Here is a 13,522-nt window from a genome sequence, read left to right as displayed (position 1 = left end):
ATTAAAATTAGTACCAAGTCATAACAATTGATATTAATAATAGTTCATAAGGGGATGGAAACATGAGTGTTGGTATATTAGGTACAGGTCATTACGTTCCAACCAAGGTCGTGACAAATAAGGATATGGAAAAAATCGTTGATACCAATGATGAATGGATCAGAACAAGAACAGGGATTGAAGAACGACGGATAGCGGATGATGACACGGACACATCGGACATGGCTTATTTTGCTGCTGAAAATGCACTTGAAGAGGCCAATGTAAAGGCGGAAGAACTTGACTTGATATTGGTTGCAACGGTTACGCCAGATTCACCTTTTCCATCTGTTGCATGTCGCTTGCAAGATCGATTGGGTGCAACACAGGCTGCTGCAATGGATGTGAGTGCAGCATGTTCTGGTTTTATGTATGGACTGATTACAGCAAAACAATTTATCGATACAAAAACATATAAGCATATTTTAGTAATCGGTGTTGAGAAATTATCTAAGATCACGGATTGGGAGGACCGCAATACTTGTGTTCTTTTCGGTGATGGTGCCGGTGCTGCTGTAGTCGGCGAAGTTTCTGAAGGAAAGGGCATTCTATCATTTGAATTGGGTGCTAATGGTTCTGGCGGCAAGTATTTATATCAAGATGAACATGATCACCTTATCCAAAATGGTCGTGAAGTCTTCAAGTTTGCTGTTAGACAAATGCCTAAATCTGCTGTAAACGTGATTGAAAAAACCGGTTACAATAAAGAAGATGTCGATTATCTAATTCCACACCAGGCTAACATTCGTATTATGGAAGCGGCTCGTGAAAAGTTGGGAATTTCTGAAGATAAAATGGCTACATCTATTAAAAGATATGGAAATAATTCTGCTGCCTCAATCCCAATTGCACTATCAGAAGCCGTTAAAAATGGCGACGTAAAAGATAATGATTTACTCGTTTTAGTCGGATTTGGCGGAGGCCTAACATGGGGTGCAGTAGCTTTACGTTGGGGAAAATAAGAAAATCAATTATAATAGTTTTTAGATATGTAAAAGAGAATTAGGAGGAATTACCAAAATGGAGGAAAGAAGAGTTGTTATAACTGGATTAGGAGCTGTTTCTCCGTTAGGCAATGACGTTAAGACAACATGGGATAACATTGTAGCTGGAAAGTCGGGCATTGATTTTGTCACAAAAGTTAATATAGACGATTTTCCAGCAAAAGTAGCAGCTGAGGTGAAAGATTTCGAGCCGACATCCTATATGGATAAAAAAGATGCGAGAAAGATGGATCCATTCACACAATACGCTGTAGCAGCTGCGAAAATGGCGGTAGAAGATGCTGGGCTTGAGATCAATGAAGATATTGCGAACCGTGTCGGTGTTTGGATCGGATCTGGAATTGGCGGCATGCAAACATGGGAAGACCAACACAAGAAGTTTTTGGATAAGGGTCCTCGACGGGTCAGTCCGTTTTTTGTACCGATGATGATCCCTGATATGGCTGCAGGTCAAGTCTCAATCCAATTAGGTGCAAAAGGAATTAATTCTTGTTCAACAACCGCATGTGCTTCTGGTGCTAACTCTATTGGCGATGCGTTTAAAGTCATTCAACGTGGTGGAGCAGATTACATGATTGCAGGTGGTACAGAAGCACCAATTTCGAACATGGCCTTTGCTGGATTCTGTTCAGCGAAAGCATTGTCATTAAACGATGATCCACAATCAGCAAGCAGACCGTTTGATAAAAATAGAGACGGATTTGTTATGGGTGAAGGTTCCGGCATTTTAATGCTTGAAACATTGGAATCAGCACAAAAACGCGGTGCACGTATTTATGGTGAAATTGTTGGCTATGGTGCAACAGGTGACGCCTACCATATAACTGCACCAGCACTTGATGGCGAAGGTGCAGCAAGAGCTATGCAACAAGCTTTGGATGATGCTAATTTGTCTCCAGCAGATGTTGATTATATTAATGCACATGGTACTAGCACCGAGCTTAATGACAAGTATGAAACCGTAGCGATCAAAAGCGTTTTTGGGGAGCATGCTAGTGACGTAGCTGTTTCATCAACGAAATCTATGACAGGTCACTTATTAGGTGCAGCAGGTGGAATTGAGTCGGTTATTGCGGTGAAATCGATTGAAGATGGTGTTATCCCAGCAACAACCAATTATGAAACATCAGATCCAGAATGTGATTTGGATTATGTTCCAAACGAAGCACGTAAGCAGAACGTGGATGTCGTCATGAGTAATTCACTTGGTTTTGGTGGGCACAATGTCGCCTTGGTTTTTAAAAAATATGAATAAGTAACAATGAAAAAGGCTGACCAGTTATCTGGTTGGTCTTTTTTTATTGATTTTTTGGTTGTGAGCGCATCATTAATTGATCGATCGAACCCAATCCATTAACACGATTTACTCAAAAATGGACAACCTTAATCATGTATTTAATCGTCACCGCATAAAATGAACTAAAAGAAGGACAGGCATGGGTGGGGTTGGACATGTTTTCTATTTTTATTTTTTTATTAGGTTTTGGATTAGCGGTTTCTGGAGGGGTTAGCATTATTGCTTATTCCAATTTTTTGCCAGCCGGATTAAGCTGGTTAGATTACCTCATTTTCTTAACAGGGAGACCGGAATGCTACTTTTTACCAGTTGGCTTTCTCCTTATGGCTATTGCAATTTATCGTTATCCAAACACACATTGAAATAAAAATCCCAGAATAATTTTCTAAACTGATGGTCATAATGAATGGTAAAGGTTAGTTGAAAAGCGAGGGTTGTTTATGTTGTATTTGCACGATGTGTGGGTGAATTGGTTTGAAGGAGAAGAAAATGGTTATAATGTGTGTTATTTTCATGAATGGCGTAAAGAAGATGGGATTGAGTTGCTTGATCAGGTTCCATTACTGTACATAAATGAAACACTTTACGATTATATTGAAAATGACATGCATGATTTGCCAAAGCCAATGCTTGATTGTATTTATAAACGTGCATATATTCGCAAAGGACAAGAAAGAACTGTATTGGACTACGCTTGTATTGTTACCGATGGCTCGGATGTTATCGCCTTGGATACGATTGGTTATCAGATTCCCATCCGCAAAAGTAGATTAATCCCAAGACAGGAGCAGCTAGTTTTTGATATGATTGAAAACACGAAAAAGCAATCATTTAAATTTGATGAAAATTTGTATCAGAAAGAGTATCATATGCTATCAATGCCGCCAGAATTGGTTTATGGATTGACGAGACGTGAGCGACAACTAAAACAGTTACTCATGATGGCACTTGACCAATTACATACGGCAAATAATCTCGAAGAATTACGCTATTGGTTAACAGAATGGAATCCAAAAAAATACCCGTTCATTCGTTATATGGATGAAGAAAAGGTTTGGCAAGCGTTATATAATGGTGTGAAGTACGGGTGGAGCAATGCCCATGAAGAACTTTGTGGAAAATTGATCAAAGGACAGCCATTTTTAGAAAAGATGTGGGAACTGGAGCAGAATCAGGAACAACAAAATACTTCGAAATTAAGGTAGCATATATAGGCCCGGATTAGAGTTTAATCCGGACCTTGTTTTGTGCAAACATGCTGAGCGGGCGAGGCGGGTATCGGCGCGAGAACGAGAACATCGGCGCGAGAACGAGAACATCGGCGCGAGAACGAGAACATCGGCGCGAGAACGAGAACATCGGCGCGAGAACGAGAACATCGGCGCGAGAACGAGAACATCGGCGCGAGAGCGAAAACATCGGCGCAAGAACGAGAGCATCGGCGCGAGAACGAGAACATCGGCGCGAGAACGAGAACATCGGCGCGAGAACGAGAACATCGGCGCGAGAACGAGAACATCGGCGCGAGAGCGAAAACATCGGCGCAAGAACGAGAACATCGGCGCGAGAGCGAAAACATCGTCCCAACCACCAAAACATCATTTCGACGCAGAATCATCTGCCATCAAAAAGCTATTATTTTTTCTTCCGCTTCACACGACCTAACCCCATTGCTTTCTTCGCTTTTGCCAAGGTTTTATTTGCCGTTAATGCAGCTTGGTTTGCGCCATTATCAAGTATATCATCCAATTCGTCTGCTTCGATTAATGCATTGTAGCGCTCTTGGATAGGTGCTAATACATCAATGACTGCTTGAGCCACATCCTGTTTAAATTCTCCGTATCCTTTACCTTCGTAATATGCTTCAAGGGCTTCAATCGACTCATCCCGACAGCTGGCTAAAATTGTTAATAAGTTAGAGATGCCAGGTTTGTTTTCTTTATTGAATTTAACAACACCCTCTGAATCGGTCACAGCACTTTTTATTTTTTTCTCGATTTTTTTCGGTTCGTCTAACATCGAAATAAATGCTTTTTCATTTGCATCGGATTTACTCATTTTTTTCGTTGGTTCTTGTAAAGACATGATTCGTGCACCAACCTTTGGCACACTAATCTCCGGAATCGTAAAGATGTCATTATATTTGTTGTTAAAGCGTTGTGCTAAATTCCGTGTCAATTCAAGGTGTTGCTTTTGATCTTCACCAACCGGAACAAGATTGGTATTGTACAGCAAAATATCCGCAGCCATTAAAGGTGGGTATGTCAACAACGCGACAGACACCGCTTCTTTTCCATTTGCTTTGTCTTTAAATTGGGTCATTCTTTCTAACTCTCCGATATAACTGATTGACTGCATCATCCATGCCAATTCCGCATGAGCGGATACTTCAGACTGAATGAACAATGTAGATTTATTCGGATCGATTCCAGCTGCAAGATACAATGCTGCAAGGGAACGAATATTATTTCTTAACTTTAGTCTATCTTGTGGAACCGTTATTGCATGCTCATCAACAATACAAAAATAGCAGTTATGATCTTCTTGTAGCTTTACGAATTGCTGCATTGCTCCCAAATAATTTCCAATTGTTAATGTTCCACTTGGTTGAATCCCAGAAAATATGGTGTTCATCTGATTCACTCCATCTATATTTTTTAAAAAATCACATTAAAAAAGTCCATTTATCCCATCGAAAAGGGACGAATGAACCGTGGTGCCACCCTAATTATCCTGCTCGTGCAGGATCACTTTAAATGTTAAATTAGCTCCAAAGTCCAATTCCAATCCACCTTGATGCTTGTTTTCACCAGCCACAAGCTCTCTGATAATCAGCGGGTAATTGTACTATATCTTTATCATCACTAAGAATATGAATTTATTTTATTATATACGAAATTTTTATCATAAAGCAAGGGATTATAGTTTTAAGACTTACTATCTATGGATAAAAGGTTTATTCATATTAAATTAATTTTTGACAATATACCTACATGGGTACGTTATTGGAACTATATTGTTCATGATTAACAAGTATTAATTCAAATGTGGTATATATACTAGAGATTACAGGGCTTCTTGATCTAGTTAGTTCATTTATTGTTTTCTCAAAGTAAAGTATATGAATTTTTAAAATAGAATAGGGCGCTATAGTCGAAGATTAAGGATAAGGAGTGATATCAATGAATTACGATGCCCAAGTTAAAAATAGAATGAAGCGTATAGAAGGACAAGTTAGAGGATTATTAAAAATGATGGAAGAAGGAAAAGAGTGTAGAGATGTCGTGACGCAAATCTCAGCAGTTAGAAGTGCTATTGATCGTACCGCTGCGTTAATTGTTAGCAAAAATTTAGAACAATGCATTCGTGAGGAAAAGGAAACTGGTAAAAAATCTGAAGACCTAATTAAAGAAGCAGTTAACTTACTTGTTAGAAGCAGATAAGAAGGTTAGGTTGACAAAAGGGTTTTTAACATTTAGCATAATAAATGGGTTAAGTAGTTAGCCCGATTTTTTATAAGAAAAATATTACCCCGCTGGGTATATAAATTGCTGTAAAATAGAACGATTATATCAAATTTTTTTGCTAATTATGATACCCCGCTAGGTATGTAGTATATTTAGCATTAAAAAGGGGATTATAAAGATTTAACAACTTGGAGGGAATAGTAATGAAGGAAATCACGGTGAAAGAACTAGCAAAGAAATTAAAAGACGGAGAAAACGTTAGCATTATTGACGTTCGAGAAGACGAAGAGGTAGCACAAGGGAAAATTCCGGGTGCTCGTCATATCCCACTAGGTCAACTACCTGATCATCTTGATGAACTAGATAAAAATCAGCATTATTTTATGGTTTGTCGTTCTGGTGGTCGAAGTGGAAATGCATGTGCATTCTTGAGTAATCAAGGCTATGACGTAACCAATATGGTTGGCGGCATGTTGGATTGGGAAGGCGAAGTAGAGAAATAAAGGAGGAATTTAAATGAACATTACAGCAAATGAAACGCTAGATGCAAGGGGATTAGCGTGTCCAATGCCGATTGTTAAAACCAAAAAAGCAATAACGAACCTACAACCCGGTCAGGTAATCGAAGTTCAAGCGACCGATAAGGGTTCAACCGCAGATATCAAGGCATGGGCAGATAGTACTGGACACCAGTATCTTGGGACAGTGGAAGAAGATAATGTTCTGAAACATTATTTACGAAAAGCAACAGATGATGAAACAAAAGAAGAGACGAAACATGAGGATTTCATTAACCTAGAAGAAATTCGCAGCAAAATAAACGGAGAAGAATCTATCTTCATACTTGATGTTCGAGAACCTGCTGAATTTGCATTTGGTCATATACCCGGTGCGGTAAATATACCCCTAGGGGAATTAGAAGACAGGTTTTCAGAAGTTGATAAAGAAAAGGAAGTTCATATCATTTGCCGTACGGGCAATCGCAGTGGTTTAGCTGCGCAAAAGTTGACGGAAAAAGGCTATAAAAATGTGAAAAATGTTTTACCTGGTATGACCAAATGGGAAGGCCCAACTGAAAAAAACAACTAAAACTATCTAATATTAGGAGGAATTTTAAAATGGCAAACACAAAAGTAGCAATTATTGCAGCAAACGGAACTCTTTTCGACGCATATAAGGTATTTAACGTAGCAACTGCGGCAGCAGCATCTGACGCAGAGGTAGGAATTTTCTTCACATTTGAAGGATTGAATTTAATTCATAAGGAAGCACACAAAAATCTTCCACTACCAGAAGGAAAAGAACATTTCGCGGAAGGATTTAAACAAGCAAATGTTCCATCTATCGAAGAACTAGTGGGCATAGCACAAGAATTGGGGATTAAATTAATTGGCTGTCAAATGACAATGGATCTCATGAATTTAGAGAAAGATGCTTTTATTGACGGTATTGAAGTTGGTGGAGCAGCTACATTCATTGAATATGCAAAAGATGCCAATATCACATTATCATTTTAATTTAGGAGGGGAAATGATGTCTAAAACAATTACAACGAAAGAGTTGGCAAAAAAGGTAATTAATCACGAAGAAACACTAATTTTGGATGTGCGAAATACAGACGAATTCGATAATTGGAAAATTGAGGGTGGGAAAGTTGAAGTAATTAATGAGCCTTACTTTAACTTATTGGATGGTATCGATCCAATAGCCGACAAATTACAAAAGGATCAGGAAATTATTGTTGTTTGTGCAAAAGGCGGTTCATCGGAAATGATCGCTGATTTCCTTGAGGAAGCAGATTTTACCAATGTTTATAGTCTAGAAGGTGGCATGAAAGCATGGAGTGAACACTTAGAGCCTGTAAAAATTGGCGATTTGAGTGACGGAGGAAGTCTTTATCAGTTTGTTCGTCTTGGTAAAGGTTGCCTTTCCTACTTTATCGTATCAAACGGAGAAGCCACAATTGTGGATGCCAACCGTATGATCGACATTTATGAAGACTTTTCTAAGGAACAAGGTGCTCAAATCAAACATGTCATTGACACCCATTTACATGCCGACCACATTTCTGGTGGACGCAAATTAGCAGAAAAAGTTGGGGGAGAATATTACTTGCCACCAAAAGACGCTACAGAAGTGACGTTTGATTATACACCACTTGAAGATGGTAAGGACATTATCGTAGGAAATACTTCCGTACAAGTACAACCCGTGTATTCGCCGGGGCACACTATTGGAAGTACGTCATTTATTGTCGATGATACGTATTTACTGACCGGCGATATTCTTTTTGTTAAGTCAATCGGTCGCCCAGACTTAGCTGGATTAGCAGAGGATTGGGTAGGAGACCTTCGTAATACGCTCTACTCTCGATATAAAAAGTTATCTGAAAACTTAATAGTGCTGCCTGCACATTATTCGTTTGCAGAAGAACTAGGTAAGGATGGTAAAGTATCGGCTCGTTTAGGCGATCTTTACGGGCGAAATTCAGGTTTACAAGTAGACGATGAAAATGAATTTAGAAAAATGGTAACCGAAAATCTTCCACCACAACCAAATGCATATGAAGATATTCGTAAAACAAATATGGGAAAAATCACACCTGATACAGATAAACAAAAAGAAATGGAAACAGGTCCTAACCGTTGTGCGGTTGAAGGATAATTAGAGGAGGAAAATAAATGGAAGCAACAAAAGTATTAGATGCAAAAGGATTGGCATGTCCAATGCCAATCGTAAAAACAAAAAAAGTAATGGATGAATTAAATTCTGGTGACGTATTAGAGGTTCATGCGACAGACAAAGGTGCGAAAAGTGATCTTTCAGCATGGGTAAAGTCTGGCGGTCATGAAATCTTAAAAAACACTGAAGAAAACGATGTACTCAAGTTCTGGATAAAAAAGGCATAAAGGTGACCCATTTGCTTTGGGTCCCCTCTTGTTAAGGGGGGGCTGGGTGCTAGGGGTGCGTTTCTGTTAGTTCCTATTATGCTAGTTGTGTTGAAGATACCAACAAGAATAACAATTGTTTCGTCTTTGGCCATTACATTTATCTCGTCTATTGGTGCCACATCGAGTAAAATTATGACCGATCAAGTTTTATTTATCCCTGCTAATTATCATGATTGTTGCGAGTTTACTTGCATCTTCGTTGGGAGCAAATATGGGGAAAAGGGTAAATGCAAAAGTTCTCCAATGGATTTTGGCAGTCTTAATTTTAGGAACGACAATAAAAATATGGTTTGATATCTTCATGTAATATGATCTAGTGGGAGGAGAAATAACTTTGGGAATAATACAGTGAATAATTTTGATAGGAATAGTCACATACATAATACGAAAATTCATGCTGTTAAAGGTGTATCGCAGGATAACGGAAAAACCAAAATCTGCATGCCGAAGCCAACAGCATTGATGCAAATGATTGAAGACGAAGCTATTGAGAAAATTGCACAAAACATCGAAAAAAGATTGATTATGGACCAAGCTGTCTAAACATATCGGGGGTAGTCTCCCGCCAACACTAATGTATTAACGTGTTAATGTGGCGGGAGATTGCCCCCATAATTTTGTTATCATATTTTCATCAAATTTTCACATTGTGCTATTAGTATAGAATGGGAGAGTCATTGGAACGGGGGAACAGCTTTGGTGGTAGCGAGTAAGTTAATGTCAGTTGGTTTAATTGTTATAAGTTTGGTTGTGGGGTTTATTTCCTTTTATATGATGAGTGATTTATCAAAGGAAAAAAAGAAAAGACACGTAGAGGAGATGGTTTCACAGTTAATTAATTTCATCATCTTTATTTGGCTTGGAAAAGTGATCTTGAATTTTTCCATATTTATCAAGGATCCCTTAGCAATATTAGCCTACCCAAGCAATTCGGAAGCAATTTATCTGGCTGTCCTATTCAATGCCTTGCTACTAGTGTATAAGTCCAAACGGCAGCGGCTGGGACAAGCATTTATCGAATCTTTCCTGACTGTATTTTTAGTAGCGTCATTTGTCTATGAGTTTATTCAACTCGTTTGGAACAATAATACATATTCCTTTGGTTATCTGGTTTTACTGGCTGTTCTCCTGGTTTTATTTTTTCTCATCCGTGGACGTATAACTGTGATCACGTTAATCACCACGATACTAACCGTCTGGTCTGCCGGGATATTTTTGTTACTGTCTATGCAGCCGTTTGTAACAGTGTTTGGTTATATCATGGCACCATGGTTTGTGGGATTGTTTTTTATCATAAGTTTATTAATCATTATTATTAGATACAGAAAGAGGGATCGTAATGGGCGGAATTGAAACAGATACGATGTTGATTGTGGGAATGTTTTTGGCGATAGGGGCAGGGGCATTATCATTCTTGTCCCCTTGTGTACTTCCTATTTTCCCAGCTTATTTGTCATATATTACGGGGATAAGTGTGAAGGAACTGCAAGGAAATCAGAATACTAAAATTCGGCGACAGTTATTAAGCCATTCTTTATTTTTTTTATTGGCGGTTTCGCTGGTTTTTATTAGCTTGGGTGCCAGTGCCTCGTTTTTGGGTCAATGGGCGCAAAATTTGCTGCTAGGTGATTCTGGGTTGTTTATTCAACGGATTGCCGGGATTTTCATTATATTTATGGGATTATTTGTTGCGGGATGGATTACTATTCCAACCTTAATGAAAGAAAAACGCTTTCATTATTCCAAAAAACCGGCTGGATATTTGGGGACATTTTTTGTTGGCCTTGGATTTGCTGCCGGTTGGACCCCGTGTATCGGTCCGATTTTTGGGTCCATTCTATTTTTAGCTGCAAGTAACCCTAGTCAGGGGATTTTTTACACCGTTATGTACGTGATTGGCTTCGCGTTGCCATTTCTCGTTTTGACCTTTTTCCTTGGATCAACCAGATGGATTGTTCGACATAGTCAGGTCATTATGAAGGTAGGTGCCGTTATTATGATTATCATGGGTTTGGTTTTATTTTTCGGTCTCATGCCGCGAATTACAGAGTTTCTGCTTGATTTAGTACAAGATACATGGTTATCGAGATTAGGATAGGAACGGAGGTTATCGTCCATGAAAAAATCATCATCATCATTGTTATTGTAGTAGGAATGCTTGGCTTTGTTACTTAAGAAGATAGCGGCGGCGACGTCTCTGGAGGTATGATTACTTCCCCGCCCCCAGACAGTGAGGGGGGAGTGAAGGTGTCTGATGAAATCGGGCTTGAGAAGGGAGAAATTGCTCCTGACTTTGAATTAGAAACATTAGAAGGAGAGACAGTACGTTTATCTGATTATAAAGGGAAACGTGTCTTAGTTAATTTTTGGGCTACTTGGTGTCCGCCATGTAGAGCAGAAATTCCTGATTTAGAAAAACTGTATGATAAAAAAGATGTGACTATTCTAGCGGTCAATTTAACGGAATCAGAAAAAAGTGAAATCAAAATTACCGATTTTGTAGAAAAATTTAAGATGACTTTCCCGGTGTTGATGGATGTGAACTCAGATGTCTCTTCACTTATCGGGTTCAGGCATATCCGACTTCCTATATGATTGATTCCAGTGGTCGGATCCAATTTATTGCATTAGGTGCGATGAATTATGATCGTATGGTACAAGAACTGGAAAAGATGAAGTAAATGTTTTTTTAACACATGAGCAGAGGCTTTGCGCTCCAACATCGATATAGAAAGGAAATGCAAAAAGAATGAAACGTTTACTATTTATGATGCTGGTTTTTATTGTTTTTCTAGCTGCATGCGGTGAAGAAATTGAAACGAACATGTCGCAGGATGTGCAAGATTTTAAGTTTACAACGCAAGATAATGAGACACTATCACGGAAAGATTTGGAAGGCGAATGGTGGGTGGCTGATTTTGTATTTACAAATTGCACGACTGTCTGCTTGCCGATGACAACAAACATGTCCATGCTTCAGGATAAAATGAAGGAGGAAAATCTGGATGCACAACTCGTTTCCTTTAGTGTCGATCCTAAACATGACACACCTGAAGTATTGAAAGACTTTGCAAAGGATTATCAGGCTGATTTAAGCAACTGGTCATTTTTAACCGGCTATGATTTTCAAACAATTAAAGAGCTTTCCATAAAATCATTTAAATCACTTGCTGAAAAACCGACGGAAGGGTCTGACCAGGTAACACATGGTACCAGTTTCTTTTTGGTGAATCCTGAAGGGGAAGTAATCAAACGATACACAGGCACGGATGCAAAGGACATGGATGAAATTATTGCGGATTTGAAACTAGTTCTTGATTGATTGAGATTCTAGAGAGATTGGAAGGTGAAAATAGTGAAAAAGGCGATTTTTATTATTGTGCTTATTGGCATGTTTGTATGGGCAGTCTATGACCTTGTTGACCAACCAGAAGATACAGCAATTCCGGATGAAAATGAGGAAATAGATTCAGGATCGGGTGCGAATAGTGAAGAGGATAAGAAAGACGCAGTGGATGTTGAAAGCGATGCGTTAACAACAGATGAGGCTGCTCCTGGTCTTAATGAAGGAAATATGGCACCAGATTTTCAGCTTGAGACATTGGATGGAGAGACCGTAAAGCTATCAGATTACCGCGGACAACGTGTCATGGTTAACTTCTGGGCTACGTGGTGTCCGCCATGCCGAGCAGAAGTACCGGATTTGGAAAAATTCCATCAAAATAAAGATGTGGTTATTTTGGCAGTTAATTTGACACAAACGGAGAATAGCATGCAAGAAGTGGAGAGTTTCGTGGACGAATTTGACATGACATTTCCTGTTTTATTGGATGAAAATATTGAAGTAGCCAATCTATATGCAATCCGGCCCATCCCAACTTCTTATATGATTGATTCAGATGGGATTATTCAATTCAAGGCTTTTGGTGCAATGCATTATGAAATGATGGTCGAAGAATTCGAAAAGATGAAGTAGAGCCTCTTTTTACATATAATAAGAGGAGATTTGGGAGGGACAGGGCTTGGACTTGCCATTTCAAAAGAAATCATTGAACATCATAATGGAAAAATCGGGGTTAAGTCAGAAGGTAATTATCATACATTCTGGTTTACATTGTCGCTTTGTTAACAATTCAATTCGTCATGCTATTAATGTAAAACTAATAGCATGATGAGTTGAATTATTTATTTATCGAAATTAAGAACTGTGTGTTTTTCTTAAATCAAATTCCTCGGTGATTTTAATGCTATCCTTAACAGATTGGATCATGGCGCAATTTTTTCTTGTTAACTCTAAAGCCTTTTCAATTTTATTGGGTGCTATATTCTCTGCATATATAGTAAAAATTAAATGGATTTCCTCAATACGATTCGCCTTTTCTTGATTCCTTTTTACTTGCGCGGAAATTCCTATGTCATTGAATGGCAAGCGCATTTTTTGCAATATATTTCTTAAAACTCCACCACTACAGCCTGCTATTGAAGAAACTAATAATTGGTAAGGACGAAAACCACCATTTTCTTGGCTTGATATCCTTAATTCACCGTATTCTAAAATTGTTTGAAAACCATTTGCATTTATAGTGAATTTCAATTTTGCCCACCCCTTTATCTTTCTTTCCAAATGAATTTCAGTTATAGTTACAAAAGAAAATATGTTTAAAAAAAGTTTAATTAAATGATACAACCGTAATGTGAAAGTTTGATGAAAATTGTTGAATTGATTTTCCTCGGACCTTATATAAATTTTTGAAAAGAATAAGA

General features: G+C 38.5%; 19 protein-coding genes, 2 pseudogenes and 1 other annotated feature. Of the genes and pseudogenes, 19 read left to right on the top strand and 2 right to left on the bottom strand.

All coding sequences use genetic code 11. The features are described 5' to 3' along the window. Positions 1 to 62 precede the first annotated feature (62 nt). From ACW2QC_RS08305 to ACW2QC_RS08285, 5 genes are all read left to right on the top strand, one after another. Positions 63 to 1,001 (top strand): beta-ketoacyl-ACP synthase III, encoded by a 939-nt coding sequence (locus tag ACW2QC_RS08305; protein ID WP_457543510.1) that lies wholly within the window; start codon positions 63 to 65, stop codon positions 999 to 1,001. 58 nt (positions 1,002 to 1,059) lie between these two features. Next, positions 1,060 to 2,298 carry a beta-ketoacyl-ACP synthase II gene (gene fabF, locus ACW2QC_RS08300; RefSeq protein WP_457543509.1) on the top strand — a complete coding sequence of 413 codons (1,239 nt, stop codon included), beginning with the start codon at positions 1,060 to 1,062 and terminating at the stop codon, positions 2,296 to 2,298. A 197-nt stretch (positions 2,299 to 2,495) separates the two neighbouring features. Then, positions 2,496 to 2,702, top strand: a complete 207-nt coding sequence (locus ACW2QC_RS08295) for a hypothetical protein (protein ID WP_457543508.1) — start codon at positions 2,496 to 2,498, stop codon at positions 2,700 to 2,702. Positions 2,703 to 2,780: 78 nt separating this feature from the next. Continuing rightward, entirely contained in the window at positions 2,781 to 3,545 is a 765-nt protein-coding gene (locus ACW2QC_RS08290) for a DUF3603 family protein (protein ID WP_457543507.1), read from the top strand. Between the two features lie 40 nt (positions 3,546 to 3,585). Continuing rightward, positions 3,586 to 4,005, top strand: a complete 420-nt coding sequence (locus ACW2QC_RS08285) for a hypothetical protein (protein ID WP_457543506.1) — start codon at positions 3,586 to 3,588, stop codon at positions 4,003 to 4,005. Here the strand turns inward: ACW2QC_RS08285 and trpS are convergent. Further along, positions 3,976 to 4,974: a tryptophan--tRNA ligase gene (gene trpS / locus ACW2QC_RS08280; RefSeq protein ID WP_457543505.1), complete on the bottom strand. Its 999-nt coding sequence runs from the start codon at positions 4,972 to 4,974 to the stop codon at positions 3,976 to 3,978. The genes ACW2QC_RS08285 and trpS overlap by 30 nt on opposite strands. Positions 4,975 to 5,035: 61 nt before the next feature. Continuing rightward, positions 5,036 to 5,211: a binding site (T-box leader), on the bottom strand. 311 nt (positions 5,212 to 5,522) lie between these two features. Between trpS and ACW2QC_RS08275 the strand changes: the two genes are divergently transcribed. The 14 genes and pseudogenes from ACW2QC_RS08275 (at position 5,523) to ACW2QC_RS08210 (ending at position 12,887) form a co-directional block, all read left to right on the top strand. Continuing rightward, positions 5,523 to 5,783 (top strand): metal-sensitive transcriptional regulator, encoded by a 261-nt coding sequence (locus ACW2QC_RS08275; protein WP_457543504.1) that lies wholly within the window; start codon positions 5,523 to 5,525, stop codon positions 5,781 to 5,783. 227 nt (positions 5,784 to 6,010) lie between these two features. Then, entirely contained in the window at positions 6,011 to 6,310 is a 300-nt protein-coding gene (locus ACW2QC_RS08270) for a rhodanese-like domain-containing protein (protein WP_457543503.1), read from the top strand. A gap of 13 nt (positions 6,311 to 6,323) precedes the next feature. Next, positions 6,324 to 6,896: a sulfurtransferase TusA family protein gene (locus ACW2QC_RS08265; protein WP_457543502.1), complete on the top strand. Its 573-nt coding sequence runs from the start codon at positions 6,324 to 6,326 to the stop codon at positions 6,894 to 6,896. Positions 6,897 to 6,925: 29 nt separating this feature from the next. Beyond that, positions 6,926 to 7,324, top strand: coding sequence for a DsrE/DsrF/DrsH-like family protein (locus ACW2QC_RS08260; RefSeq protein ID WP_457543501.1), 399 nt, complete (start codon positions 6,926 to 6,928; stop codon positions 7,322 to 7,324). Positions 7,325 to 7,340: 16 nt separating this feature from the next. Then, positions 7,341 to 8,471: an MBL fold metallo-hydrolase gene (locus tag ACW2QC_RS08255; RefSeq protein ID WP_457543588.1), complete on the top strand. Its 1,131-nt coding sequence runs from the start codon at positions 7,341 to 7,343 to the stop codon at positions 8,469 to 8,471. Positions 8,472 to 8,488: 17 nt separating this feature from the next. Continuing rightward, positions 8,489 to 8,716 carry a sulfurtransferase TusA family protein gene (locus tag ACW2QC_RS08250; RefSeq protein ID WP_457543500.1) on the top strand — a complete coding sequence of 76 codons (228 nt, stop codon included), beginning with the start codon at positions 8,489 to 8,491 and terminating at the stop codon, positions 8,714 to 8,716. A gap of 36 nt (positions 8,717 to 8,752) precedes the next feature. Continuing rightward, positions 8,753 to 9,065: pseudogene (locus ACW2QC_RS08245) on the top strand (TSUP family transporter); the annotation flags it as partial. A gap of 41 nt (positions 9,066 to 9,106) precedes the next feature. Further along, the gene (locus ACW2QC_RS08240; RefSeq protein ID WP_457543499.1) at positions 9,107 to 9,301 is read left to right on the top strand and encodes a hypothetical protein; all 195 of its coding nucleotides are present in this window, start codon (positions 9,107 to 9,109) and stop codon (positions 9,299 to 9,301) included. Positions 9,302 to 9,457: 156 nt separating this feature from the next. Beyond that, the gene (locus ACW2QC_RS08235; protein ID WP_457543498.1) at positions 9,458 to 10,111 is read left to right on the top strand and encodes a hypothetical protein; all 654 of its coding nucleotides are present in this window, start codon (positions 9,458 to 9,460) and stop codon (positions 10,109 to 10,111) included. Continuing rightward, a complete protein-coding gene (locus ACW2QC_RS08230) occupies positions 10,098 to 10,856 on the top strand; it encodes a cytochrome c biogenesis CcdA family protein (protein WP_457543497.1) in 759 nt (252 codons plus the stop codon). The genes ACW2QC_RS08235 and ACW2QC_RS08230 overlap by 14 nt, the downstream gene beginning before the upstream one ends. A gap of 152 nt (positions 10,857 to 11,008) precedes the next feature. Next, positions 11,009 to 11,439, top strand: a pseudogene (locus ACW2QC_RS08225) (peroxiredoxin family protein); the annotation flags it as partial. Between the two features lie 68 nt (positions 11,440 to 11,507). Next, positions 11,508 to 12,080, top strand: a complete 573-nt coding sequence (locus ACW2QC_RS08220; RefSeq protein ID WP_457543496.1) for an SCO family protein — start codon at positions 11,508 to 11,510, stop codon at positions 12,078 to 12,080. Positions 12,081 to 12,113: 33 nt separating this feature from the next. Further along, a complete protein-coding gene (locus ACW2QC_RS08215; protein ID WP_457543495.1) occupies positions 12,114 to 12,734 on the top strand; it encodes a redoxin domain-containing protein in 621 nt (206 codons plus the stop codon). A gap of 30 nt (positions 12,735 to 12,764) precedes the next feature. Further along, positions 12,765 to 12,887: an ATP-binding protein gene (locus tag ACW2QC_RS08210; RefSeq protein WP_457543494.1), complete on the top strand. Its 123-nt coding sequence runs from the start codon at positions 12,765 to 12,767 to the stop codon at positions 12,885 to 12,887. A gap of 69 nt (positions 12,888 to 12,956) precedes the next feature. Here the strand turns inward: ACW2QC_RS08210 and ACW2QC_RS08205 are convergent, their stop codons facing one another. Then, the gene (locus ACW2QC_RS08205; protein WP_457543493.1) at positions 12,957 to 13,352 is read right to left on the bottom strand and encodes an OsmC family protein; all 396 of its coding nucleotides are present in this window, start codon (positions 13,350 to 13,352) and stop codon (positions 12,957 to 12,959) included. Positions 13,353 to 13,522 lie beyond the last annotated feature (170 nt).

It is taken from the genome of Virgibacillus sp. FSP13 (assembly GCF_054048505.1).
The sequence above is the reverse complement of the archived record's forward strand: the minus strand, read 5'-3'. Positions and strand labels throughout refer to the sequence as shown.